Source organism: Aggregatilinea sp., from assembly GCF_036822615.1.
Taxonomy (GTDB): domain Bacteria; phylum Chloroflexota; class Anaerolineae; order Aggregatilineales; family Aggregatilineaceae; genus Aggregatilinea.
In genome coordinates this window covers 13,912-38,692 of sequence record NZ_DAISHJ010000034.1, presented here as the reverse complement: position 1 = coordinate 38,692, position 24,781 = coordinate 13,912, and the positions used below count along the sequence as shown (strand labels likewise).

Genomic DNA, 24,781 nt, shown 5'->3' with positions numbered 1-24,781 from the left:
CCAGCCGTTCAGGGGCCGCGTGATCGTGCCCGTAGGTCGCCGCGTAATCCGCCGCGTCGCGCAGGCGGAAGTCCGCGCTCAGGTCCACGATGCGGGGCGCGAGCGCCGCATACTGCGCGATGTGCTCCTGCGACTGGCCGTGCGGCAGCGCCAGGAACAGCACGTCGCAGGCTTGCAGCCCGTCGCGGCTGACGAAACGCAGCGTCGTGCGCCCGCGCAGGTGCGGGTGCACCTGATGCACGAATTTGCCCGCGCTGCGCTCGGACGTGACCTGCGTCACTTCCACGCCGGGATGCCCCAGCAGTAGCCGCAGCAGCTCCCCGCCCGCGTAGCCGGACGCGCCGACCACGCCCACTGTCAGACGATCCGCGCCGCCGCTCACGCGGGCACTCCCGCCGATTCGAGTACAAATTGTGCGATGCGCTGGGGGATGTTGACGCCGGTGGTGGTGATGCTGTTTCTGAATTCCATGGTGTGGTTGACTTCGTTGACGAGGAGACCGCGTTGGGGATCTTCGAACAGGTCGATGGCCAGGACGCCGCCTGCACCGCTGCTGACGGCCAGCGCCGCCCGCGTACACAAGTCTGCGATCTCCGGCGTGACCGGACAGTTCGAGGCTTGCCCGCCGCGCGCCGTGTTGGTGATCCAGTGCGGCGAGGTGCGGTAAATCGCGCAGATCGTCTCCGTGCCGACCACGAACGCGCGGATATCGCGCAGGGGTTTCTCGACGTATTCCTGGATGTAGTACGCATGATGCGCGACGCCGCCGAGCACTTCTTTGTGCTCGATGACCGCTTCCGCCGCGTCGCGGTCGTTGACGCGCGCCAGCAGCCGCCCCCACGACCCGACCGGGGGTTTGAGCACGACCGGGTAACCCAGGCGTTCGATGGCCTCCAGCGCCGCTTCGGGGCTGAGCGCGACTTCGGTGCGCGGCTGGGGCACGTCCGCCGCCGCCAGCGCCAGCGAGGTGCGGATCTTATCCGCGCAGACGCTGGCCGTGCTGCTGCTGTTGATAACGTGCACGCCCGCCGCTTCGAGCAGCATCGACGCGACCAGCCCGGCGCTGGTGCTCACGCTGCGTTCCAGCACCACGTCCACCGGCGCGGCATAGTCGCCCACGCGCGCCGTGATCTCCCGCTCGTCCAGGCGCGTCACCGCCACGCCGAGCGACTCGAACGCCTCGAAGAGCAGTTTCTCTTCGACGCGAATCCGGCTGCACAGAATACCGACGCTCATTCGCCCCAATCTTCCATTTCTACCGGGGCCAGATCGACCGTCAGCGGTTCCAGTTCGATCACTTCGAGTTCCGCGCCGCAGTCGCCGCAGGTCAGAATTTCGCCCTGCATCACGTCTTCGGGCAGTTCAAGCGCCGCGCCACATTCAACACATTCCGTCTGCAACATCGTTTGGATCTCCCTCGCTCTGCTTCGTACTTGTAACCGGACACTGGAAAACTGGGCAAACAAAAAGCGCCTCACCCGGCGATTGGGTGAGGCGCTTGGAAGGTACTAACACCAAGAACGCTACCGGCAATCGCCGCTAGACGTGGTCTCCTTCTTGCTCTGCTTAGCCAGACTGAGCTGGCTCACAAGTTGAAGTTGTTCGTTCATGGTGAAGTCGTCGTTACCATCTCCGCAGAATCATCTGCGGGCGCTATTTTACACTGGCACTAGGATAGGCGGTTTGGCGGCGATCCGTCAATAGGCACATTGGTACAAATTTTTCTGGGCCGGTTTTGGTGCGGATCGCCCATGCCTGTTTAGAGGGTATCGATTCCGGCGCTCAAGCGCAAGAATCGCGGCGCCCCATCAACCGGCTTTGTACGATTTGCCCACTTCTTCCCCTGCGCGCGGCGAGAAATTACGTTTTTATGGAGAAAAAAGGCCGGGCAGGTTTGGACACCCACCCCCTACAGATCTGCCGTTTTGGGGCAACCCCAACTGCCAATCATAGCGTGTTTTGTGCGGGCGGGTCTGTGACCCGCCCGCTGTTGACGTGTCCACATAAAAAAGCAGGGCAGGTTAGAAACCTGCCCCTACAAAAGCCGTTGACTTTCGTTTATCTCCCCTCTCCAACCCAGATTGGAGAGGGGCCGGGGGTGAGGTCGCGGTGCGTCCCCTACGCCTCCGGGAAGCCCGACGAGCGCGTCACGCTGCCGTCTTTGGCGATCAGCAGCGCCTCGACGCCCACCAGCCGCTCGACCAGCGCCAGCCCATCGACCGGGCCGAGCACCATCATCGCCGTCGCCAGCGCATCGGCGTCACACGCGGTCGGCGCGATCACGCTCGCGCTGCTCAGTGCCAGCGGCGACGCGCCCGTGTGCGGATCGAGGATGTGGTTCAGGCGGAAGTCGGGCGTGAAGGTGTTCATGTAGTCGCCGGAGGTCGCCAGCGCGCGGTTGTCGATCTGCGTCACGGCGGCAAACTCGGCGTCCCCGGCGCGCGGCGGCTGGATGCCCACCTGCCACGGACGGCTTCCGGCGCTGCCCAGCGCCTGCATATCGCCGCCCAGCTCGACCATCACGCGGTCGAAGCCATAGCCCACGAACACTGCCGCGCCCGTGTCGATGATATAGCCCTTGGCGATGCCATCCAGCGTGACCGCCATACCCGGCTGGTCGAGCGTGATGCGGTCCGCGCTCAGCGCGATGCGGCGATAATCGACCAGGGCCTCGGCGCGGGCCAGCTCGTCGGCATCCGGCAGGCGATTTTCCACGGCGCGCGCCCGGTACAGCGCCAGCACCGGCTCGACCGTCACGTCGAACGCGCCGCCGGTCAGGTCGCCGTACTCGACCGCGCGCGCCAGCACGTCGCGCAGCGCCGGATCGGGCGCGTCGAGGCGGCCCGTCGTGTTGAGCGCCGTAAGCTGGCTGTCGGCGCGGAAGCGGCTGAAGATACCCTCTAGCGCCGCCATGCGCTCGAAGGAGGCGCGAATCGCGGCGCGTGCTGTGCCGGGATCGTCCGAGATCACGGTCAGGTTGGCGACGGTGCCCAGCAGCAGGCACGTTTCTTGCACGCGCTGGACGCCGGGAGACCGCGCGAGATCCAGACCCACCCCGCCCAGCGCTACGACGCCCCCCGCCAGCGCGGTGATCTTGATGAACTGGCGGCGCGAGAAACGCGTCTTGTTCAGGGCCGAAGATTCAGGGTTTGACATCATAGCGCCCTCTATTGCAAATCATCGTCGATAATCAGCGTTGGCTGAAGCGGATCGGGCGTGGCCGTTGGTACGTGCGTGACGACCGGCGACGGCGTCGCCGTGATCGCCGGGATCGTCGCGTAAGGCGTGCGTGACGCCTCACGGATCGCCAGAAACTGCTGGCCCTCGCCGCCGCTGGCGTTCGCCTCGTCGAAGGCGATGATCAGCGCCAGCACCGCCATCACCATACACACCGCGATGAACGCGATCAGGAAGCTTTGTTTGAAAAGCGAGCTTTTCCGTTTTTCCATGCGTCTTTTGCCCAATGACGAACTTCGCCGACGTAATCCACAACGGGTCCCAGGGGACAGATATAATTGCACCAGGGCCGGTAAATAACCAGTGAGGCCAGCATCACCAGCACCAGCAGCACCCACTGCGGCCACGAGCCTTTCAGGTTGAACAGTGTCCCGAACGGCTCATAGCTGGCCGCACCCGGCATACGCAGCGCCAGCCCCGCGACAATCGCGCCAAACGCCAGTACGCGCTGCGCCCATTGAAGCTTCGTGTACATCGAGCGCGGACGGTACACCTTCGCCCCAGTGAACGAGCCGAGAATCTCCTGCACACCGCCGAACGGGCAGAACCACGAGCAGTACGGGTTCTTACCCTGAATGAAGGTCACCGAGAAAATGCCGCCCAACAGCAGGAACCAGTAGAGGTTATCCTGCCAGTCCGGCCAGAACCCTGCCAACAGCGAGATCACGTTGGACAGCGTGAACGGCTTATTGTACAGGAATCCCAGCACCACGATCCCGGTCAGCATCACGGCCCAGCGTCCATAATGTTTCACGTTTTTGCGGCGCGTCTTGTGCAGGAAATAGCTGACCACGAACAGCGCGATCAGCGTCGCTTCCGGGATGCCGAACTTGATCGAGCGGTGCTCGGCAGGCACGGAGGCATTCAGTTCGCTGGTCGACAGATCGCGCACCGCCTCGCGGATGCTGCGCGCGACGCCTTCGGCGCTGAAGGTCGCGCCGCTCACGCGGTCGATGTCGTCGCCGAGCTGCATTGGGTCTTTGTAGCTCAAGCCGACGAACTGCGCCAGGAAATTCTCGCGCCCAATCAGGCGGAAGAAGCCCGGCGTCTCCTTGTGGCCGACGATCTGCGCGCCGGTGATGTTGCCATCGGGATCGATGCCGACCAGCACCTCCACCGGCCCGCCATAGCCGCTCGCCGTGCCGACCTGCGCGTAGCCGACCAGGGTGTCGCCCTGGTAGCCGACGTACAGGTCGCGGCGCGTCTCGATCCGGTCTGCGCCGGGCAGGACGTTCTTCACGTATGGACCCGCGTCGCTGCTGCCGGTGTTGGCATAGCCAATCAGCCACGCCGCGATGATGATCGCCAGCGCGATGGCCGTGACAATGGTTTGGCGGCGGCGCTGGCGCGCGCGTTGGAGTTGTAGGGCATTTTGAACGGGAAGCGTTCGTGCTGTTGCCATGGCTGCTTCGATGTTGTGGCTGCCGCTGCGGCCCGGTTGGCGGCTCGCAGCCGTAAAATCGGTCAGGTGAGTTAAGAGCGTGTATGAAAAGCGGCTTTATACCCCGTCGCGTTACTCACCGCCAGCGCCTTCCGCTGTCTTGCTCCCCTTCTCCTTGAGGGAGAAGGGGCCGGGGGATGAGGGTTTCCGGACACACTCTATGAAACAACGGCCCCGCTGTCCCGCTCAAAGCGAACGGCGCGGGGAAGGTAACTGAGAGCGTGTATGGAAAGCGGCTTTACTCCCCTTTTCGTGACTCGCGGCAAGCACCTTCTGCTGTTCTGCTCCCCTTCTCCCTGAGGGAGAAGGGGCCGGGGGATGAGGGTTTCCGGACACGCTCTGAGCCGGGCAGCACTTGCGCGCCGCCCGGCAGATAAGGCGTCAGTCGCTTACTTGGCGCTCTTCGCCGTCAGCGTCTGGTAGCTGCGCCACGCGCGTACACCCACCACCGCCATCAGGATGAGGCCAGGCACACCGAACGACAGCAGCAGGATGTTCGCGGCCTTGTATTCGAGTTCCGCGCGGGAGCCGCTGAAGTTCGCGATCGCCAGCAGCAGGAACACGATGGACACGGCGAGGATGATGTAATCGTACCACGCCAGCTTAAATTCGGAACGATGAGCGAGGAAGATGAACCCCGCGCCGATCAGAATACCCAGAATTAACCACAACATTGGTCGGTTATCCTTTCTTATCCGCAGCGCCGCGCGCTATGCGTCCTGGTGGCCCATGGTCGTGTCGTAGCCCAGCTCGGAGTAGTCGAGCTTCCACCACTCTTCGCAGTCCTTCTGCGGTTGGCCGAGGTCTTCGCTGATGTACGCGGTGCGGCTCATGCTGGCCAGCGCGCTGTCGAAGATCGGGGTGGTGCCGATAACGCCCTTGACCATCGAGTGGATGAGCGCCTTGTTCTTGACCGCGAACGGGCAGACCGAGAAGCAGATACCGCAGTTCGTGCCCACTTCACCCCAGTACGTACGGCAGGTAACCGAATTTTCGTACCAGGTCTTCACGCCGCCACGGTTCCAGCCGCCCTGCGTCTCGTAGGACGGTTCGGATTCGAGGCTCAGCGAGCCGGACGGGCAGTAGGTCGCGCAGGTCTTGCAGGTCTTGCAGAAGTTCATGATCCCGGCGTTGATCGGCTTGGTCGGCGCGACGGGCAGGTCGGTGACCATCTTGAAGACGCGGACCATCGGACCGTATTCCGGCGTGACGAGACGGTTCAGGCGCGACAGTTCGCCCAGGCCAGCCATAACGCCGAACGCGGGCGCGATACCGAGCGCGTTGGTTTCGTTTTCGCCCAGGCCCAGGTAGCCGATGCTGCGCAGGAAGCCCTGCAGGCGGCTCTGGATGGCGCGGTTCTGCGAGTAGGCCAGGCTGGTGGTCGCGGCGCCCAGCGGCGTGGGAGCGCGCTGAAGCTGCTCGGCAGACATCTGCACGGTCCACACAATGACGTAGCGGCACTTGTTGGGGATGACGCGGGTGGTCTCGTCTTCTTCCGGCTGGTCCTGCTCCTTGAACACCAGTTCCTTGCCGTCAGGGTCAATCGAGTAGATGAGCTTCTTGGTGGTCTCTTCTTCCAACTCCACGAAGCCGACGGTCGCCGCGCCGAACGCGCGCAGGGCCGAGCGGATCATCTCGGAGTTCTCTTCCGGCGTGCCTTCCCAACGCGGCACGCCACGATCTTCCGGCGTGCTGATGTTATCCGGCGGCAGGAACGACTGGGTCGCACCAATCCCCGACGCAGCGTACATGGCGATGTCGCGGATCGAATAACCGGGGCGACCTTCGAGCGCGAACTTGTTCTGATTGCTCTCGCGCATCCCTGTGATGCGTGTGGCCTCGTCCTCACCAACGTACTTCGCCAGACCGCGACGCACGGTGTCGCGCTCGTTGAAGCGGTAGATGGCGGCCCAGTCGATCTCGACCGTGGGGGTATCCACTTCCTTCACGTAAAACGGGCGTGAATTGATGGTTGCCTTATCGCCCCAGTCTTCACCGAAGGCAGCAATCGGCCCCAGGCTGGCCGTGGTAGCGCCCAGGCCGAGCAGCCCCATGTCCCTCAAAAACTCGCGGCGGTTAAGATTGAACGGCATATTGAATCTCCTTCAGCGACATTGAACGGATAAAGACTATTTAGCCGATCGGAATTACCGGACGATTAGTGCGGGCCGCAGCTCGTGCAGCCCGTTGCAGCCATCCCGCAACTGCCGCAGCTCGGCGCGCCAGCCAGGGCGCGACGCTGACCATCGGCGCTCGACGAGAACACCGCTACTGCCGAAATCAACCGCTGCGTCTCGGCTGCACCGCAGGCGGGGCACAATGTTTCCGCGTCGATCTCGGCCATTGGCTTCTGAACCTGGAATAGGGTTTGGCAGTCGCGGCAGCGGTACGAATACGTTGCCATGGGTTCCCTTCCTCCAAAACGAAAAAGAGCCGGTTTATTCCTGTTCGGAATAACCCAGCTCTCTAGGCTCGTAGAGATAAGACGTTGCAGCGGGTATTCTGGCTCGACCGGGCAAAACGCCCGATCTTACAGTTGCGGCCCAGCACCGGCCTTGCACCGGTTTTCCCCCTGACGCGCGATACCCTTCACCTAACCGTTATCGCAGCGTCATTTACTGCTGATGAAATAATTATGCAAAAAGGGGCCGGGCTTGTCTGTCAGGAGGGGGAAGAACGTGTGTCAGGAAAACGCCCTTGATTGCGCACGCGCCTGTCGGGAATTTGCTGACAGGCGCGTGCGCAAAAAGATGACAGCGGGGCGCTTATTTCCCTTTCGTCGTGTCGATGCCGTATTCGGGCAGGTCGAGATTCCACCACTCGGTCGGGTCTTTGCGGACACCGTAGCCGAAGGCGTCGTCCATGCTGCGCGTCAGGGAATTGATGACGGGGGCAGTTGCGATCTGCATATGCACGAACTGGTGCATAAAGCTCTTGCCCTGCTTGGTGAACGGGCACACGGCGAAACAAATGCCGCAGTTGGTCCCGGCTTCTTCGTACCAGAAGCGGCGGCAGCGCAGCGAGTTTTCGAACCACGCCTGATGCCCTGGGTTGCTCCACTCGCCCACCGGCTCCCAGCCCGGCTCCGTGTCGAAGCTGAGCGCGCTGGGCGGGCAGGCTTCGGCGCACTTCTTGCACGTCTTGCAGAAGCGTGTGATGCCCGCGTCAATGGGCCGGTCCGCCGCCAGCGGCAGATCGGTGACCAGCTTGAAGACGCGCACCATCGGGCCATATTCCGGCGTGATCACGCGGTTCTGGCGCGACAGCTCGCCCAGCCCGGCCATCACCGCCAGCGCCGGAGCGATGCCCAGGCCGTTCAACGTCTGCTCGCCCAGGCCCTGATAGCCCAGGCCGCGCAAAAACTCTTGCAGCCCATTCTGAACCAGCAGCCCGCGCTGGTAGCTGGTCTGCGTGCCGAACTCCGCGATCTTGGTCGGCGCGCGGCGCAGCGCGTCTTCCGACATCTGCACCGTGTACACGATCACCCACTCGGCGCGGTTGGGGATCACGCGCTTGTCCTCGGTCTCGTACGCCTGCTCGACGTCCTCGAACTCGATGCGCTTGCCGTCGGTATCGACCGCGTAAATCAGCTTGCGCGTGCGCTCGTCCAGGTGCACGATCCCGACGCTGGCCGCGCCCATCTGCCGCAGCGCCACCTTGATGATGTGCGCGGCGTCCTCCGGCGAGCCTTCCCACCGCGCGACCCCGCGCTGTTCCGGCGTCATGGCCCACTGCGCGCCGAGGAAACTGCGCGGGATTATCCCGCGCGACTGCCGCATGGCGTTTTCGAGCGCCTGATCCTTCAGCGTGTAGCCCGGTTCTTCCGAGTTCAGGCGTTCCAACAGCAAGTCCTCGCGCACCTGGAGCAGCCGCTGGTTTTCTTCCGGCGTGGCGAAGCGGCCCAACACGTTGCCGAACAGCGTATCGCGCGAGGCATCCACGCGCTTGATCTGCTCCCAACGGATGCCCGTCGTCGGCTCATCCACTTCGCGCACCCACCACGGGCGGCGGTACACCCCGCCGGACGTTGTGCTGCCGAAGACTTCTCCGGCCAGCGTGAGGCCCGTAGACCCGGCGGCAGTCGCCGCGACCCCGGCCATGCCCAGATTTTTCAAAAAATCACGGCGGCTGATCTTCAATTCATCGCTCATGAGGCGTCCTCGATATGGCTGTGAGCGTGCGGTGAATAGGACAGATCCGGCTCCACGGCGAACGGCTCGACGATCTCGGCCACAGGCTCATCGTCGGGCAGCGGCGCGGATTGGCGGTAGGGCGAGCGTGCTTCGACATGGCGAACCACCTCCACGATGATCCCGGCCAGCACCAGCACCGTCAGCAGCGCCGTCGCCAGGATCGCAGCGTGCGGCTCTCGCTCCTGCCAGCTTGTGATGTCAAATTCCAGCAGCACGAGCACGATGATCGCCCAGGTCAGACGCGCCAGCCATATGTACAGCGGCGCGCGTTCGACCTTCAGCACGTAGTCGGTGGGTTCGGATGGGCGATCCTGAGGGGAAGGAGGCATTGAAGTCACTCGCGGTCTGTCCCGAAAGGTTTAGTCTGCATCGAGCATGCGTTTTTTGAGCGCGTACTGCACGATGTCGGCGCGCGTTTCCAGGCCGAGCTTCTCCATCGCCCGCTGGCGATACGTATCGACCGTCTTGGGGCTGATGAACAGCATCTCCCCGATCTCGCGGCTGCTGTAGCCCAGCGCGATCATCTTCAGCACGTCGCGCTCGCGCTCGCTGAGCAGTTCCAGGCTGTCCAGCTCGGTTTGTTCCTGGTTCTTGCGATATTCATCGAGCAGCACCTGCGTCGCGTCGGGATAGAGGTACGAGCCGCCCGCCGACACGTGCCGGATGGCGTGGATCAGCTCCGTGTCCGCGCCGCTTTTCAACACGTAGCCTGCGCCGCCCGATTGCAGCACGCGCAGAATGTACTGTTTGTCGGCGTGCATGGTCAGCACCAGCACGCGCGTCTCAGGATATTGGGTGGTGATGCGCTCCAGCGCGTCCAACCCGCTCAGCCCCGGCATCGACAGATCGAGCACGACCACGTCGGGCCGGGACGTTTCGATCTGGCGCAGCGCTTCTTCGCCGTCGCCTGCCTCGCCCACCACGGTCATATCCGGCTCGCCGTTCAACAGCACGCGCAGCCCGGCGCGCAGCACCGCATGATCGTCCGCCAGTAGAATCGAAATTGTCTCTTTGCGCATATCAACCCTGCTAAGTTTCTTCTGGGATGGGCAAATGGATTTGGATGCGGGTGCCCTGTCCGGCCTGCGATTCCAGCTTAAGCGTACCGCTTAACAACTCGATGCGCTCCTGCATCCCCAACAACCCGAGTCCGCGCTCGTCCGCGCCCAGCGTACGCTCGATGTCGAAGCCGCAGCCGTTATCCACGATCAGCGCGCGGATCGCGCTGCGTTCCAGCATGAGCGACACTTCCGCGCGGGTCGCCTCGGCGTGGCGCGCGATGTTCGTCAGCGATTCCTGAATGACGCGGTACAGCGTGATCTCGACGTTGTGCGGCAGGCGCACGTTTTCGAGGCTTGGCGCCTGGAACGTGACCGGGATCGCCGTCGCCCGCGAAAATTCTTCCGTATAGCTTTCGAGCGCAGCCATCAAGCCGAGGTCGTCCAGCGCGGCGGGACGCAGGTCAGCGGCGAGGCGGCGCACTTCCTGCAGCGTCTGCGCCGTCGCGTCGCGCATCTCCTGCACCTGGGCCTTCATCGCGTCCAGTGTATTCTGGCGCTCCAGAATTTTGAGCTGGATCAGCAGCGAGGTCAGCGCCTGGCCCGTTTCGTCGTGCAGTTCGCGGCTGATGCGCTGGCGCTCCTCTTCCTGCGCGGAAACGATCTTGTTCAAAAGCTGCGCGCGCAGGCGTTCTTTCTGCTTCAGTTCTTCCCACAGGTGATTGTTCTCGATCGTGACGCTGAGCTGGCCGCAGATGCCCGCCAGCAGGCGCTGGTTGCGCTCGTCGAGCACCATCGGCTGCGCGCTGAGGATCGCCAGCGCGCCCAGAACCGAATTTTTGGACAGCAGCGGAATCACCACGTACGCGACCAGCCCCTCGCGCTGGCTCGCGGACACCAGCAGCTCCGGCGCGGCGGGATAGGTGGCGATGTCGGGGATATAGCACATCTCGTCCCGCTCGGTGAGCGCGCGGAAAAACGCCACCGACGCCAGATCGTGCGTGCTTGCTTCCAAAAAGACTTGCGACAGGCTGAAGCTCGCCGCGATCGCCAGCGTTTCCCCGGCGAATGCGATGACCATGCCCGCGTCCGCCTCGATCACGTCCAGGCTGCGGCGCAGGCTGTATCCCAACACCGAGCCGGGCGTATGCGGGCGTCCCGCGATACGCGCCAGATCGTAGAGCACGCCCAGTTCGTTGTTACGCTCGGTGAGCTGCTGGTTGGAGCGCTCGAGATCCCCGCGCGAGCGCTGGAGGCTGTCGATCATCGCGTTGAACGCGCGCCCCAGGTCTCCGATCTCGTCGTTGGCCCAGACCGGCGCGCGCAGCGACAGATCGCCGTTCTTGACGCTCATCGCCACGTGGGTGATTTGCAGGATCGGGCGCGACAGCAGCCACGTCAGAAACCACGCGATGCCCAGGCCGGACACCGCCGCGATCAGCGTGACGATGAACACGCCGCGCATGCCGACCGACATCGCCTGAGCGACGCGCTCCTCGCTTAGCAGGTAGGACAGCCAGCCGCCCAGCTCGTTGCGCACCCACCACGCCATCGTCGTGCCGAGGATCAGCAGCGGCGCGATCACGATGCCGATGATCTTCGTGCGCAGCGGCACGCGGCCCGCCCACAGCCAGAACGTTTCCCAGATATTCGGTCGCTTCATGTCCTGGATTTCCGCCACAATCCTGATACAAACTGCCTCTACTTTCCGTTTGAGGGGCAAATTTGTCCAGTGATGATTGTAATTATTCGCCACGCGCGGAAGCACCGGCCCCACAGCGAAAATTGGTCAGGCAGCACAGCCGCGCACGGTAAATGGCGCGAGTCTGCCCAATAACAAATTAATTACAACTATAAAATGTAAATTTTTAAGGCTTGGTTATTCATCATATGTTAAAGTTAGTTTCTCAGGTTTTCACAACCTCAAAGTTAGCCTATAGCAAGGTGCCTAGCACTCATCGACGCACCCGTTTGCTAGCTAAGAATTACCGGGAGGCTGTGATGTGCCAATATCGTGACGCATGCGGCTCCGGCCAGCGCAAACCGCCCGGCATGACCGCAGACAACGATCCGGTACGCCCGAAATGCTGAAAGTCGAACGAATGGCGACCATCCTGATCATCGAAGATGAGTTAGTGCTCCAGCGCACTTTGCGCAGGCTGTTGGAGCTTGAGGGCCACATCGTTATCGCAGCGGATAATGGTATCCACGGTGTGAAAGCCGCCCAGGAACATAAGCCCGACCTGATCTTCTGCGATATCCGTATGCCCGCGTTGGACGGCTACGGTACGCTGGCGCGGCTCCAGCAGTCACAGGCCACCGCGTCGATCCCTTTCGTGTTTATGACGGCCAAAGCCAGCCGCACGGATATCGAGCAGGGGCTGTCGCTGGGCATCGACAACTACCTCACCAAACCGTTTGAAGCCTCGGAACTGCTGACCATCGTCAACGACAAACTCTACCCCGGCTGACCTATCCGGCAAAAGTCCGCGTGACGAACTTTCCCCGCCCTACAGTCGACTGTATCTCCCAGGCCGCTGCATTTTAAGTGCACACTTACACCTGACATCCCTCTCAAGATGCGCTATGCTTTTAAGCGTTCGCGTACGTTCAGTAGACTAACAAAGTGGTGGAAGTTGGCAGGATTAACCGTAGCACTCATGGCGGGCGGCAAAAGCTCGCGCATGGGACGAAACAAAGCATTCGTACTGCTGCAAGATCGCCCGCTGATCGAACACATTCTTGAGCGCACTGCGCAGATCCCCGGCGTGGACGAAACGATCCTGATCACCAACCACGCCGAGGAATATGCCCATCTCAACCTGCCCATCTATCCCGATCTCATCCCCAGCAAGGGAGCGCTGGGCGGTGTGCTGACGGCGCTGCACCACAGCCGCACCGAGGCGGTGCTGATCGTTGCGTGCGATATGCCGTTCGTCAGTCCCGCATTGATGCGTCACATGAGCGCCGTGCGGGCGGAGCCGTCCGGCCCCTACGACGTGATCGCGCCGCGCGTGGGCGATCTGCCGCAGGGCACGCTCGCGGTGTACGCCAAAACGTGCATCCCGGCCATCTGCCAGCGCATCGAAGAGGGACGGCTGAAGCTGTTCGGCTTCTACGATCTGGTGAAGGTGCGCTACCTGGACGAGCCGGAAACGCGCCAGTACGATCCGCAGGGGCTGTCGCTCCTGAACGTCAACACGCCCGACGAACTCGACGCCGCCAACCGCCTCGCCGCGGACAGTTCGGCCTGAGCCGAGGCGCGATCACAGCGGGATCACCGGGTCGGCGCGGGGATCGTCCTTCCACAGCAGGAAGCCGCGCCGCAGCAGCTTGCGCCGCCCATCGACGCGGAACCCACGCGCGGCAAGCGCGTGCCCGCTGGCCTCGAACCACTGCCGCAGCCCCCAATCGTTGAATGCAGCCGTCTCCCGCGCCGCCTGGTGCCATGCCTCCATGAGCGCGTTCACCGGTTCGCCGGGCAGCATGCGGTGGATGCAGTTTTTGGGCAGCACGGGTTGGAACAGGCGCGGCTCGAAGCCCCACCGGAAATTGGTACTGAACAGCAGCCCCTCATAGCGCAGCGTATCGTCCACGCGCCGCAGCAGGTTCGCCACCCAGATCCGCCCGTAGGGGTCGGACGTGCCTTCCATCAGCAGGCCACCGGGCAGCAGCGTGCGCCCCATGACCTGCCACGACTCGCGCACCTGGGCTTCTTCGTACTGGCGTAGCACGTTGAACGCGCGGATGATCCGCGCCGACTCGCCCGCCGCCAGCGGCACGTTGAACCCGCCCAGCCGGAACGCGACGCCCTCGCCCGCATAAGGCTCGGCGCGCGCCACACGCTCCGGGTCGATCTCCACGCCCAGCACGGGCAGGCGCGGATTCGCAGCGCGCAGCCGGTCCGCGCTTTCGAGCGTGGTGAACGGCTCCGCGCCATAGCCCAGATCGACGTAAAACGCGCGGTCGTATGCGCCGCCCTGCGCGCGAACCAGCGCCCCTTCGACCAGCAGCAGATAGAGGTCCGTGCGGCGCAGCCGGTTGCGGGCTGTTTTGCCGCGCGTCGGCTGGCCTTCAGGGCGATCGGTGCGGTCGGGGCGGCGGCGAATGACGGGACTCATGCCCGATCCATCAGCGGCGCGGCGGATCGTTCCGCGCGAACTGGATCACGCCGTACTGACCTGTGACGCGCCAGCCGGGCATGTTCGCGTCGAGCTGGGCGGCACGCGGCGGCAGGCCCACCGCCACGTCACACTTCAGGCTGCGCAGCGCCAGCACCGGCAGCGGCAGCCCGCCAACCACGTCCGCGAACGACACGTCATTGGACCAAACCGTGTCTCCGGTCAGACGGCGGTAGTTCACGTCACCCTTCAGGATCAGCAGACGGCCCTGCTCGAAGGCTTCGTGCAGCGTCGGCGGCATCTCCCATAAATAGCGCGCGCTGGCCCACAGATGGTGCGTCGTCATACTCCACTGCCCGGCCTGCCACGCCGCGCGCAGCCGCCGCGCCAGCGCCGCAGGAGATCCACCCGCCGCCTCGAACACGTCGATCGTGGCCCAGATGTCCGCCGCGACCGCATCGCTCACGTAGGTGGGGTGCGGCTTGACGTGCAGCACGACCGGGCTGCCGCTGCCCGTCACCAGCAGATCGAGCAGCACGAGATCGAGCGCCAGCTCGCTGCCCGCGTTGTCGGTGACGACGTGAATCGCGCCAGCCGCGCGCGGCCCGTCCGGGCGCAGCAGCTCGATCACGGCCTCGCGGTCGTCCACCAGCAAATCATCCTCATCGGCGGCCTTGTCGGCCAGATCGCTGGCGGGGTGGCTGAGATCGATGCGGTTGCCCCACAGATCGAAGGCCAGCATCAAGCCGAGCTTTTCCGCAAAGCTGCCCTGCACGTCCAGCGCTGCTGTCACCAACTGGATCAGGCGCTCGCTCTGCATCTCGCGCCGTTTGATCGGCACAAACGGGTCGCGCCCGGTTTCGGTCCAGCGGATCGCCTGCATCAAGCAGCGATACAGGTACGTTTCGGTGAAAAACCACTCCGCGCCCTGCCACGTCATGCGCGGCGAGCGTTTGTTCTGCGCGCGCCACGTCACCAGCCAGTCTACATAGTCAGGCGGCGGCGCGGGCAGCAGATCGAGCATGGCGATCGGCTCGTCGTCCACCAGCGCCGTCCGCAGACGCTCGATCGCCTGCACGATTTCAGGCGGGTAATCGGGATTGACGGCCTGCACTTCGCGCAGGATACCCGGCACGCGGCGGGTCATCGTGTCGCGGGCGAAGTCGTTATCCGTGCGTAGGGGCCGGATGCGGTCCAAAACGGAATTGCTCATGAGGTCCTCGGTGATAATAGGGACAGGGATCGAATGTGTCTATGATACCTTGAGGCAGCGCAACTGGCAGGGGATCCGGCGCGGCGGTTTGCCCCCGTTCCGCGCATACGTGGAAAACAAAGGAAAACCAAGAGCAAAGGGGGCGGGGGTGAGGTGAATGAAGTTCCCACCAGCGCACGGCACCAAGTTAACGGATCGACCGGTGCCTGCTTCCTACGACGAACGGGCACTCAGGATGCAAGTCGCCAAGCCGGATGTGCGTAGGGGTAGAGCTTGCTCTACCCGGCTTTGCTGACGGCGGGCGATGCAAGCATCGCCCCTACGAAAGACAGAGTCGTCTATCGCGCCGCTGAATGCTTAACTTGCTATATATGGGGCGTATGGCGCTACGCCCCTACAAGCGTTCTACCGGTCCTACACGTACTCGATCGATCCCGGCGCGTCGAGGCCCAGGAAGCCGAACAGCTTCAGGATCGTGAAGCGGTTGCGCAAATAGTGCCCGTAGCGCGGCCCACCCGCGACCACAGACTCAGGCAGGCCCAGCGTACGCCAGCTTACCGGCGCGCCGACCGTCTCCAGCGCGAGCGTGACCGCCTCCGGCGGCGGAACCGTCGCTGCGATCTCCTGAATGGTGGGCCACTCGTCCACGATGCGCTGTTTGATCTGTGCCACGTCCGCCTCACTCAGCGACAGGAACGGCTGCTGAATCTGGATGATGCCGTCCGCCGAGTCGCCGTACGCCGTGCGGATTTCCTCGATCTGCGCCGCGCGGGAGAACGCGGGCGCGTCGGCGGCAAACCGCGCCACCTCGTCCTGCGTCAGCGCGCGGATCTGCGCGTAAAGCTGCGACATCAGGATTGCCGCGTAGCCCACCTTCGCGCCGTGCAGAATCGCGGGACGGCCCAGCCGCAGAAGCTGCATCTCCCAGAAATGCGAGCAGTGATGCTCCGCGCCGGAGGCGGGCCGCGAGTTGCCGAAGTCCAGAATGCACATCCCGGACTCGATCAGGCCGTCCAGCAGCGCGTGCAGCGCCTCCGCCGATCCGCTGCGGATGTCCTCGGCGTTGCGGATGCACTCGTCCAGCGTGCGGCGCGTGCGCCCCGCGATGTCCGGCGAGTACGGCTCGTTCCACAGCAGTTGGCCCAGCCGCCAGTCGGCCAGCGAGATCGCCTTGCCCAAAATATCACCGAAGCCTGCCGCCGTCAGCGGGCGCGGCGCATCGACCAGCGTAGGCAGATCGGCAAACAGCGCGTAGGGGCCGTGGGATGGATACGTGTCCTTGATGCCGCCCACCACCAGCGGCGCGCCCGTGGACACGAAGCCGTCCACCGAGGCCGCCGTCGGCACGGAAATGAACTTGTTCCCGGTGCGGTAGCTGATGTAACGCGCGATGTCGGTGATCGTGCCGCTGCCCACCGCGAGGAACGTCTGCGGCACGGGCGGCGCTTTGACCAGCACCTCGACCAGATGCTTCTCGTCGGCGGCCACTTCCTCGCCGCGCAAAACGATTGGCAGCACGTCCAGCCCGGCGGCTTTCAGCGCGCTTTCGACCCGCTCGCCCAGGGCCGCGTACGTGTTGGTATCCGCAACCATCGTCAGGCGCGGCTCGGGCAGGGTCGCGCAGAACTGAACCAGGCGCTCGATGGCGTCCTGACCGATCACGATTTCAACCGGATGATCCTTATCCATGATGACAATCCTTTTTCTCGCCACGCGCCCAGATCGCGTCTCTGGCAGCGTGAACGGACTGGGGCGTAACGTGATCGTAGGGGCATTCAACGCATGCCCCTACGCCAAATCGCCGTACTTCTGCCGGGCGGTTTATGCCAGCCCGTACTTGGCTGCGCCGTCTTGCAGGAACTTCAGCCCTTCGCTCGCCAGCACGTCGGAGGGCTGGTTCGGCGGACGCCACAGGCACGTCGCCGCGATCAGGTCCTTGTTGACCGCCGCGAACGATTCCAGCACCAGCGGCCCCGTATAGTGCGCATCGGCCAGCCCGCGGAAGACCTGCTCCCAGTTGACCGTGCCAGAGCCGACCAGCCCGCGATGGCTCTCGCTCATGTGGATGTACCCAAGCGTCTCCGCCGTATCGACCAGCGGCTTATAGAAGCCCTCTTCCTCGATATTCATGTGGTACGTATCGGCGTGCAGCTCGATGTTGTCGAAGCCCAGCGCGCGCACGGCCTTCACCGCGTCCTGGCCGTCCACTAGCGCGTTGTACATGTACGTCTCGTAGCGATTGCACACTTCCAGCGCGATGGTCATGCCGCGCGCCTTGGCGTATTCCGCCACGTCGCCCAGCACGTCGATCACGGCCTGCCGTTCGGCGGGCGTCGGCGCTGCCCCGGTCAGGTAGCCAAGCGAATAGCCGATGCAGCCGCCCAGGTACGTGCCGCCGATCGCTTCGAGCTGGTCCAGGCACGCCTTCAGATAGGCAATGGCCTTGTCAGGGGCCTGGGGCGCATGGGCGTCGCGCGGCAGCACGGTGGACGCACACGCTTCGATCCCGGCATCCTTCAGCGCCTGCTTGTGGGACGCCGCGTCGAAGTCGTCGGGGCGCAGGATCGGGATCTCGATAAAGTCGAAGCCTGCTTTGCCCGCCGCGGCGATGGCCTTGTTACCCAGTTCCACGTTCCAATCGGGAACCCAAACAAATGCATGTGCACCATATTTTGGCATAGTACGGATCTCCTCATAAGACTTTTGCAAAGAATCCAACGCACAAATGTTTAGCCGTTGGCCGCGAGCGGTTCGCCGCCAGCCAAAAGCTAAAAAATCAACCTCTTTCAAGCAGACCTCACGCGCGGCGTTCAGCTTACCGCCTGTTGCTAACCGCTAATCGCTAGCGGCTAACCGCTATTCGCTATTCGCTGTTTTCCAGCGCGGCCAGCGCCTCCGGCAGATCCTTGATGCCGTCCAGCACCAGATCGGGCGGGCGCTCCATGCGCGCCACGTCCTCGCGGGTGGACGCGCCGGTCATCACCGCCGCCGTGACCATACCCGCCTGCTGGCCCATGCGCATGTCCGTCTCCAGCCGGTCCCCGATCATCATGCAGCGGTCGGCGGTCAGCCCCAGCCGGTCCAGCGCCACCTGCATGATCAGCAGCGACGGCTTGCCCGCCAGCAGCTCCAACTGCCGCCCGGTGATGTGTTCCAGCGCGGCGATCGTCGCGCCCGCGTCGGGGATGCCGCCGCCGGGCATGGGGCACATCTTATCGGCGTTGGTGGCGAAAAACCGCGCGCCGTTCAACAGCGCCTGATAGGCCGTATTCAGTTTGCGATAGTCCAGGGTGCGATCGAAGGCGATCACCACCGCGTCGATGCCGTCGGGCTGGATCACCTCTTTGGGGTTTTGCGCGTCGAACTCCCCGGCAATGTCGAGGCCGTGCCCGCGCAGTTCGTCCAGCAGCGCCTGCTCGCCGACCACGTAGTAGCGCAGGGTGGGGTATTCGCGCGCGAGATGGTAGCCCAACACGTACCCGGAGGTGATCACGTCGTCCGCCCCGGTCGGAATGCCCAGGCGCGTCAGCTTGGCGGCGTAATTCTGGCGCGGCTCCAGCGGCTTGTTACTCACAAACAGGACGCGTCTGCCCTGCGCGCGCAGGGTTGCGATCGTCTCCACCGCGCCGGGCAGCGCGCGGTCGCCCAGGTACACCGTGCCGTCCAGGTCAAACACAAAGCCGTCGATTGAATGTGCCATGCGAACTGCTCCCGGTGGCAAAACGCCGCGAGATCAAAACGAGGAGCGGCGGCTCGACTAACGAGTGTACCGCCGCTCCTCTCAGGAGGCTAATCGGATCGCGCCGCGACTCAGGCAGGCGGCGCAGGGGTAGGCGTCGGCCCGGCTGCCGTCGGCGTGATGATGGGCGCGGCGGGTTCGGTGGGTTCCGCCGTGGACGGATCATCGGCAGTGAGCCGGAGTTCCGTGCCCGGTACGAGCACATCCGCGCGCGTCAGGCCGTTCAAATCGAGCAGTTCGTCCACCGTCAGTCCGTTGAGCACGGCGATCTCCCAGATCGTCTCGCCTTCCGCGACGATGTGCGTTTTCGGTTCATCTGGCGGCGGGGGCGGCGTCTGGCCCGGCCCCAACTGCACCAGAATCTGGTCGCCGGGATGGATCACCTGCCCGGGCTTCAGGTAATTCAGCGCGCTGAGCTGGTCCAGGCCCACGCCGTACACGGCGGAGATGTCCCACAGCGTCTGGCCTTCCTGAACGTCGTGCACGATCGAGCCGTCTTCGCGCGGGTCGCTCTTATAGATCATGATCATGGGCGGTCCGGCTTCTTCTTCCTCTTCCTCGACCGCTGCGCCACCCGACGCCACCCTGGGCACAGGCGTAGGCGGTACGGGATTGCCGACCAGCAGCACGAAGATCCGCACGTCGTTGTTGGACGCGAAACCCGCGCCAACTTCAGTATGCGGCGTGGCGAGCATGTCCGCCTTGTGCACCGGGCTGGTGTCCCACCAGCTCACCGCGTCCTGCGAGCTGGCCGACGCGCCCAGGAAAAAGTTTTCGAGCACGTAGCCGGAATAGCCTGCCGCGTTCGCGCGGCTTTGCGGGGAAGATCCGCCGTCGCCGGTGTGGGAATAGGTGCGGGTCGCCGCCATCCAACTGGCGTGATTTTGCGCGGCAGCCATCAACGACGCGTTGATGCTCAGAGGTGCGAGGCCGTGCGCCACGCGGTACGCGTTCACCGCACTGACCACGGTCGAGCCGGAGTCGCCCTGCGCCCAGGCCGTTTCCGGCGCACGCAGCGCAGCGCCCATTCCACCGAGCGCCAGCATCGATCCGATGAGGGCCAGTACGATCGTTATCCGCCACTTCATGGTAGTAAAAATCGCCATTGGTGTCACGGTTCCCGCTGCCCTCACGCCCCCCAATGGGCAGAAGAAACGGGTCATCTCCTGATTGAACACATTTTCACGATAAAGCCGACAGGCTCGTGCCAAGTGTAAAGTGTTAATTCCAAATTGCCAAAAATGGCAGAGTACCCTGTTGGCCCAACACGCCGCCGCCTTGCGCCAAACCTGCGCGGTGATCCAGGTGATCCATCTGCGCGAGTGGCATCTGATCCAGTGGCACAAATGGCGGCGCAAAAATTACGATTTTTTTCATTAATGGAATATTGACACCTAATCAAAAATCAACTATAAATTAATTTATCAACAACGAAACGCCATGCTTCACGAACTAAGCTCGAGAAAGGCTCCACCGGATGGCAACTATAACCGCGCTCGACAATAATTATGTTTCGCTTTATTACCATGAAGATAAAGGATTGGTCCACCATATTTATAAGCCCGGCATTGGCGGTGAATACCTTAAGGAAGCGCTGAACCGCGGTACCGATCTGCTACGGCAGTACGGGGCGACCAAGTGGCTTTCGGACAACAGCCGGATTGATGCGCACACCGAGGAAGAAACGGAGTGGATCAACACGCACTGGCTGCCCAATGCCATCGACGCCGGTTGGAAATATTGGGCGCTGGTCGTGCCGCACGACTTCGCAGCGCGCCTCAACATGGGCGAATTTGTTCAAGCATTTTATGAGATGGGCGTACGCGTGGCGGTCTTTACGGACCCGGCAGAAGCGATGGATTGGATTACATCCGCCTGAGGATCGATTTCAGTCGTATTGGAATGCCAGACGCAGACAGCACAGCCCTATCCTGAGGATAGCTGTGCTGTCTGCCTTTATACCCAACAGCTTAGGCCCCCTCCTCACCGCTGATCGATGCGACGAGCGGCGTACGCGGCGGCAAATCAACCGGGCGTTCTCCGGCGGCGTTGCGCAGCGTCACGGTACGGGCCTCCCTGGCGGGATTGTACAGCAGATAGCGCCGCGCCTCCGCCGGGGGAATCGGGCGCAGATCGAGGCACGGCACGTCCAGGCACAAGCACAGCACGTCCGGCGCATCGACCGTGCCGAGCGCGTCGAACAGCAACCCGCTCCACAGCACCTCGCCCGCGCCGTATAACTCCTTGCCCAGTTCCGCCGTATGCGCGAACTCCGACGTCGCCACGTCCTCGTAGGGGATGCCGGGGCACGGCCCGCGCCGTACGCTTTCCGGCAGGTAAGGGTCGAAAAACACGGTATTATGGCAGCGCTGTAAGTTGGCGAAGGCAGCCATCACCCCCGCCGGACCCGCACGGCCCCGCAGAAGTTCCGGCCATGCCAGCAGCGCCTCGACATTTTCCTTGTACGCGGGATAGGACAGCGACGCGCACGCCTGGAACATGCCGCGCGGATCGTACAACGGCACGGCGGGATCGCGCTGCCAGTATCCCATGCGCAGCGCCAGCCGCGTGAAATCCGCCGCCATCGCCGCCCAGTACGCGGGCCGGTTTTCGTACCCTTCCCGTGCGAGGAAGGCCGCGCTAGCCGCCGCGAAGGTCAATTGCTGGACCTCGTGCGTCAACTGGTGCGGGGGCAGCGCGTGCATCACGCACAGCGCCGCGGCGGCTTCGTCCAGGTAGGCGCGCGAGCCTGTCATCTGCACGGCCAGCACGTAGCCCGCCGCGTACAGCCCGCCCACCGACACGTTCAGCACGCTGCCGCGCGGCTGCCAGTCGGTGGCGTCTGCGAACAGCGGGAACAGGTAATGCGTCTGCCGCGCGAGGGCCGTCGCGCCGTGCAGCGCGTCGAAAAACATCGCGCGCAGCGTTTCATCCCCGGTCAGGTACGCCACCCACCCCAGCTTGATCAGCCCGTTTTCGAGGAAGTACCACGTATCCATGAAGCTGTCGCCGGAGTGCGGCGGGAAGTTGTTCGCCACGTAACACCAGTCGGGGCGGTGATAGGCGGGCAGCGTCGCCAGCAGGCGATCGATCAGCTCCTGATGGCGCGGATCGGGAAACTCGCGCTGCCACAGCAGCAGCGGCCACAGCACGTCAAGCTGCGTCATCAGCTCGAAGTTGGGCCGGTCGTCGCGCCCCACCGCCGAGCTGCCCAGCACGTACGCGCGCAGCCCGGTCTGTCCCTCGACCGTGACCCAGCACGCCGGATCGTGCAGATCGTCCAGCGTGCGCGCCGCCATCTCCCGCCACGGCAGCGCGCCGGGCGTCAGCGCCGGGACGGGATCGAGCAGCGGCGCTACGGCGTCCACCAGCGCGGTCTGCGCCTCCCACGGCGAGGGAATGTCCTCGCGGTGGCGCTGCGTGAACCACCACTCGAAGCGGTGATCGCCCGGCGCGAAGTCGAACGTCACGTCGGGCGCGGCAGGGACCAACCCCAGCCCATAGCGGCCCGCCGGGCGGTAGCGCAGCACCTCGCGGGCGGTAAAGTCCAGCAGGCGGTGCGGCGACCACAGCAGCGCGTCGGCGGGAAACAGGCAGATCGTCTCCAGCCGCGTCCAATGATCGTAAAAGTAAGCCGCCATCAGGTCGTTGCCGGGCAGTCCCTGCTGATTGACCGTCGGCGCGCGCAGAATCGTGGCCCGCCACGTATGTTCCTGGCGGTCATCCAGCGCGTCGAGCGCGCCCAGCCACAGGATCATGGACGGATCGAGGGCCACCGGGCGATCCGCGTGCAAGGTCGTTTCCAGCCGGAACCCGCCCGCCGCGGGCGAAATCACCGTTTCCCAGCGCAGACCGTCGCCCTCGCCCGCCAATCCCTGCGCGGTGATCGTCGTGGGAACGAGGCGCTCCACGGGGCGGCTACCCGTCCCCGCCAGACGCCACTCGCCGTCCACGCGCACGTCGCTGAAAAAGGACGCGCCCTGCGCTTCCTCTTCCAGCCGCAGGCGCAGATCGCCATTCTCGAATGTGACCATCTTCAGCTCCTGGATGGAAGGGGCAGCGCGGGCGGCCTCTTCGACTGCAAAAACGAACGAGCCGGATTAGAGCGATAACCAGGGCAGGTTAAGTGAAACCTTGAAAAGATTAGCAAAAAAGAACCTCACCCCTGGCCCCTCTCCAATCCGATTGGAGAGGGGAAAAGGGGCCGGGGGTTAAGGGGTGAGGTAAACCTCAACCTCCCTGCAAGCTAAAGCGTGTTACAACGTCAACCCAGACTCTAGCCCTTCGTGAACTCCGCGACATCGGCCTTGCTGACCGACGCCAGCGACATGGCCTCGCCCTTCGTAATCGCCGCCACGGCCATGACGTGATCGCCGCCGCCGTAGTAGATCAGGTACTCGTCGTCCGTCTCGACGCCGCCGCAGGTGAACACCACGTTCGGCACGTCGCCGTGCACTTCCCACGGCGCGCGTGGCACAAGGATCGGATCGTCCTGGCGCTTGAGCACCTTGCTCGGATCTTCCAGGTCGAGCAGCGCCAACCCCAGGCAGTACACGCGCTCCTCCGCGAAGCCGTGATAGAAGCACAGCCAGCCGTCATCGGTGCGGAAGGGCGGTCCCCCCGCGCCGATGCGCACACCGTCCCACAGGCCGGGGCGCGGATTCATGATGATCTGGTGATTGGTCCAGTGGATCAGGTCGTCGGAATAGGCCAGCCACATATCGGGAATGCGCCGGTGAAACATCGCGTAGCGCCCGTTGATCTTCTCAGGGAACAGCACCGCGTCCTTGTTGTCTTCGTCCGGCAGGATGATGCCCATCCGCTCCCACGCGATCAGGTTGCGGCTGCGCGCCATCGAGACGCGCGTGCCCAGCGACGAATAGGCGGTGTAAATCATGTAGAACCAGCCGTCCAGCTTGGTGATGCGCGGATCCTCCACGCCGAACGCTTCGTAATCCTCTTCCGGCACGAAGACCGGTTCCTGCATGCGGTTGAAGTGGTAGCCGTCCGTGCTGATCGCGCAGCCAATGCGCGAGATGCGGTCCAGGCCCTGCGCCCGGTACAGCATGTAGATCAGTCCTTCGTGCTCGACCACCGCCGCATTGAAGACGTTGTCGGTTTCCCACTCGTTCACCAGTGAGGGCACAAGGACCGGATTGCCGGGATAGCGCGTCAAAGTGAGTGGTTTGCTCATGGTTGTTCTCCATCGATGGCGGACTGTGACGCCGAGGGCAGCTTGCCAAAGGCGGTCAGCCGCTCGACCACAGCCCGGTTACCCAGTAAAGATAAAAAGCTGGCGGTGAAAACGGCCAGCGGCAGAATCGTGACGGCGCTCACCGCCACCACGACCGCCGCCACGGCCAGCAGCGTCAGCGTATAGACGGGCGTGCCCAGCGCCAGAAACAGGGCATTCCGCAGCGCCAGACGCAGGCGCTTGTCTTCCTGCTCCATCAAAAACGGCCACACGTAGAGCTGCGCCGCCGCCCACACAACGGCCAGCACCGCCACAAAGACTTGCAGCGCCGGGGCGATGGCGCTCTCCATGCTGCCGTAAAACGCCATGTTAAGGGCCAGCAGCCCGACGACGATCGCGTTGACCAGCAGCCAGCGCAGGCTGATCCACAGGTAGCGCCGCGCGCCGCCCTTGAAGTCCTCAAAGTGCTGGCCCGTGCCGTGCGCGATGCTGTTGGTCACGGCGGCGAGGCCCGCCGTCGCCGGGGCCGCCAGCACCACCGTCAGCACGGAGCCGATCCACAGCATGTTCAGCGCGGCCAGCCCGACCATGCTGTTGTACCAGTCTTTCAACGTTTCCCACGCGACGCCTAACGCTGCCTGCATG

24 protein-coding genes, 1 pseudogene and 1 riboswitch are annotated in these 24,781 nt (G+C 63.9%); of the genes and pseudogenes, 3 read left to right on the top strand and 22 right to left on the bottom strand.

The window, feature by feature from the left end; all coding sequences use genetic code 11:
• The 13 genes and pseudogenes from V7116_RS12180 to V7116_RS12120 all read right to left on the bottom strand — a co-directional run.
• Positions 1-382: pseudogene (locus tag V7116_RS12180) on the bottom strand (N-acetyl-gamma-glutamyl-phosphate reductase); the annotation flags it as partial.
• Entirely contained in the window at positions 379-1,236 is an 858-nt protein-coding gene (gene lysX, locus V7116_RS12175; protein ID WP_324392200.1) for a lysine biosynthesis protein LysX, read from the bottom strand. The pseudogene V7116_RS12180 and the gene lysX, both read right to left, overlap by 4 nt.
• Positions 1,233-1,403, bottom strand: a complete 171-nt coding sequence (gene lysW, locus V7116_RS12170; protein ID WP_324392199.1) for a lysine biosynthesis protein LysW — start codon at positions 1,401-1,403, stop codon at positions 1,233-1,235. Before lysW ends, lysX begins: the two co-directional genes overlap by 4 nt.
• A 715-nt stretch (positions 1,404-2,118) precedes the next feature.
• Complete coding sequence (locus V7116_RS12165) at positions 2,119-3,156, bottom strand: FAD:protein FMN transferase (protein WP_324392198.1); 1,038 nt, start codon at positions 3,154-3,156, stop codon at positions 2,119-2,121.
• 11 nt (positions 3,157-3,167) lie between these two features.
• Entirely contained in the window at positions 3,168-3,449 is a 282-nt protein-coding gene (locus V7116_RS12160) for a hypothetical protein (protein WP_324392197.1), read from the bottom strand.
• A complete protein-coding gene (locus V7116_RS12155; protein WP_324392196.1) occupies positions 3,407-4,639 on the bottom strand; it encodes an FMN-binding protein in 1,233 nt (410 codons plus the stop codon). Before V7116_RS12155 ends, V7116_RS12160 begins: the two co-directional genes overlap by 43 nt.
• A gap of 428 nt (positions 4,640-5,067) precedes the next feature.
• Positions 5,068-5,352 (bottom strand): dehalogenase, encoded by a 285-nt coding sequence (locus tag V7116_RS12150; RefSeq protein ID WP_119070030.1) that lies wholly within the window; start codon positions 5,350-5,352, stop codon positions 5,068-5,070.
• A 36-nt stretch (positions 5,353-5,388) separates the two neighbouring features.
• Positions 5,389-6,771 (bottom strand): reductive dehalogenase, encoded by a 1,383-nt coding sequence (locus V7116_RS12145; protein WP_119070028.1) that lies wholly within the window; start codon positions 6,769-6,771, stop codon positions 5,389-5,391.
• A gap of 65 nt (positions 6,772-6,836) precedes the next feature.
• Entirely contained in the window at positions 6,837-7,082 is a 246-nt protein-coding gene (locus V7116_RS12140; RefSeq protein WP_119070026.1) for an FmdB family zinc ribbon protein, read from the bottom strand.
• Positions 7,083-7,153: 71 nt separating this feature from the next.
• Positions 7,154-7,295: riboswitch (cobalamin riboswitch) on the bottom strand.
• Positions 7,296-7,443: 148 nt separating this feature from the next.
• Entirely contained in the window at positions 7,444-8,829 is a 1,386-nt protein-coding gene (locus tag V7116_RS12135) for a reductive dehalogenase (protein WP_324392195.1), read from the bottom strand.
• Positions 8,826-9,200: a hypothetical protein gene (locus V7116_RS12130; protein ID WP_324392194.1), complete on the bottom strand. Its 375-nt coding sequence runs from the start codon at positions 9,198-9,200 to the stop codon at positions 8,826-8,828. Before V7116_RS12130 ends, V7116_RS12135 begins: the two co-directional genes overlap by 4 nt.
• Before the next feature lie 30 nt (positions 9,201-9,230).
• Positions 9,231-9,890, bottom strand: coding sequence for a response regulator transcription factor (locus tag V7116_RS12125; protein WP_324392193.1), 660 nt, complete (start codon positions 9,888-9,890; stop codon positions 9,231-9,233).
• 10 nt (positions 9,891-9,900) lie between these two features.
• A complete protein-coding gene (locus V7116_RS12120) occupies positions 9,901-11,532 on the bottom strand; it encodes a HAMP domain-containing protein (RefSeq protein ID WP_324392192.1) in 1,632 nt (543 codons plus the stop codon).
• Positions 11,533-11,953: 421 nt separating this feature from the next.
• Between V7116_RS12120 and V7116_RS12115 the strand changes: the two genes are divergently transcribed.
• Both V7116_RS12115 and mobA read left to right on the top strand, forming a co-directional pair.
• On the top strand, positions 11,954-12,340 hold the full coding sequence (locus V7116_RS12115; protein WP_324392191.1) for a response regulator: 387 nt from the start codon (positions 11,954-11,956) through the stop codon (positions 12,338-12,340).
• A gap of 108 nt (positions 12,341-12,448) precedes the next feature.
• On the top strand, positions 12,449-13,123 hold the full coding sequence (mobA, locus tag V7116_RS12110; protein ID WP_324392190.1) for a molybdenum cofactor guanylyltransferase: 675 nt from the start codon (positions 12,449-12,451) through the stop codon (positions 13,121-13,123).
• A gap of 12 nt (positions 13,124-13,135) precedes the next feature.
• Here the strand turns inward: mobA and V7116_RS12105 are convergent, their stop codons facing one another.
• The 6 genes from V7116_RS12105 to V7116_RS12080 form a co-directional block, all read right to left on the bottom strand.
• Positions 13,136-13,990 (bottom strand): hypothetical protein, encoded by an 855-nt coding sequence (locus tag V7116_RS12105; RefSeq protein ID WP_324392189.1) that lies wholly within the window; start codon positions 13,988-13,990, stop codon positions 13,136-13,138.
• A gap of 10 nt (positions 13,991-14,000) precedes the next feature.
• A complete protein-coding gene (locus V7116_RS12100; protein WP_324392188.1) occupies positions 14,001-15,203 on the bottom strand; it encodes an ARMT1-like domain-containing protein in 1,203 nt (400 codons plus the stop codon).
• 414 nt (positions 15,204-15,617) lie between these two features.
• On the bottom strand, positions 15,618-16,892 hold the full coding sequence (locus V7116_RS12095) for a sn-glycerol-1-phosphate dehydrogenase (RefSeq protein ID WP_324392187.1): 1,275 nt from the start codon (positions 16,890-16,892) through the stop codon (positions 15,618-15,620).
• Between the two features lie 132 nt (positions 16,893-17,024).
• Positions 17,025-17,882 (bottom strand): sugar phosphate isomerase/epimerase family protein, encoded by an 858-nt coding sequence (locus V7116_RS12090; protein WP_324392186.1) that lies wholly within the window; start codon positions 17,880-17,882, stop codon positions 17,025-17,027.
• A gap of 184 nt (positions 17,883-18,066) precedes the next feature.
• Positions 18,067-18,903, bottom strand: a complete 837-nt coding sequence (locus V7116_RS12085; protein ID WP_324392185.1) for an HAD-IIA family hydrolase — start codon at positions 18,901-18,903, stop codon at positions 18,067-18,069.
• 110 nt (positions 18,904-19,013) lie between these two features.
• On the bottom strand, positions 19,014-20,048 hold the full coding sequence (locus tag V7116_RS12080) for a LysM peptidoglycan-binding domain-containing protein (RefSeq protein WP_324392184.1): 1,035 nt from the start codon (positions 20,046-20,048) through the stop codon (positions 19,014-19,016).
• Positions 20,049-20,419: 371 nt separating this feature from the next.
• Between V7116_RS12080 and V7116_RS12075 the strand changes: the two genes are divergently transcribed.
• Complete coding sequence (locus V7116_RS12075) at positions 20,420-20,821, top strand: hypothetical protein (RefSeq protein ID WP_324392183.1); 402 nt, start codon at positions 20,420-20,422, stop codon at positions 20,819-20,821.
• 91 nt (positions 20,822-20,912) lie between these two features.
• Here V7116_RS12075 and V7116_RS12070 read toward each other — a convergent pair whose 3' ends face one another.
• From V7116_RS12070 to V7116_RS12060, 3 genes are all read right to left on the bottom strand, one after another.
• On the bottom strand, positions 20,913-22,976 hold the full coding sequence (locus V7116_RS12070; RefSeq protein ID WP_324392182.1) for a hypothetical protein: 2,064 nt from the start codon (positions 22,974-22,976) through the stop codon (positions 20,913-20,915).
• 242 nt (positions 22,977-23,218) lie between these two features.
• Positions 23,219-24,136: a glycoside hydrolase family 130 protein gene (locus tag V7116_RS12065; protein WP_324392181.1), complete on the bottom strand. Its 918-nt coding sequence runs from the start codon at positions 24,134-24,136 to the stop codon at positions 23,219-23,221.
• Positions 24,133-24,780, bottom strand: coding sequence for a hypothetical protein (locus V7116_RS12060; protein ID WP_324392180.1), 648 nt, complete (start codon positions 24,778-24,780; stop codon positions 24,133-24,135). Before V7116_RS12060 ends, V7116_RS12065 begins: the two co-directional genes overlap by 4 nt.
• Position 24,781: the final 1 nt, after the last annotated feature.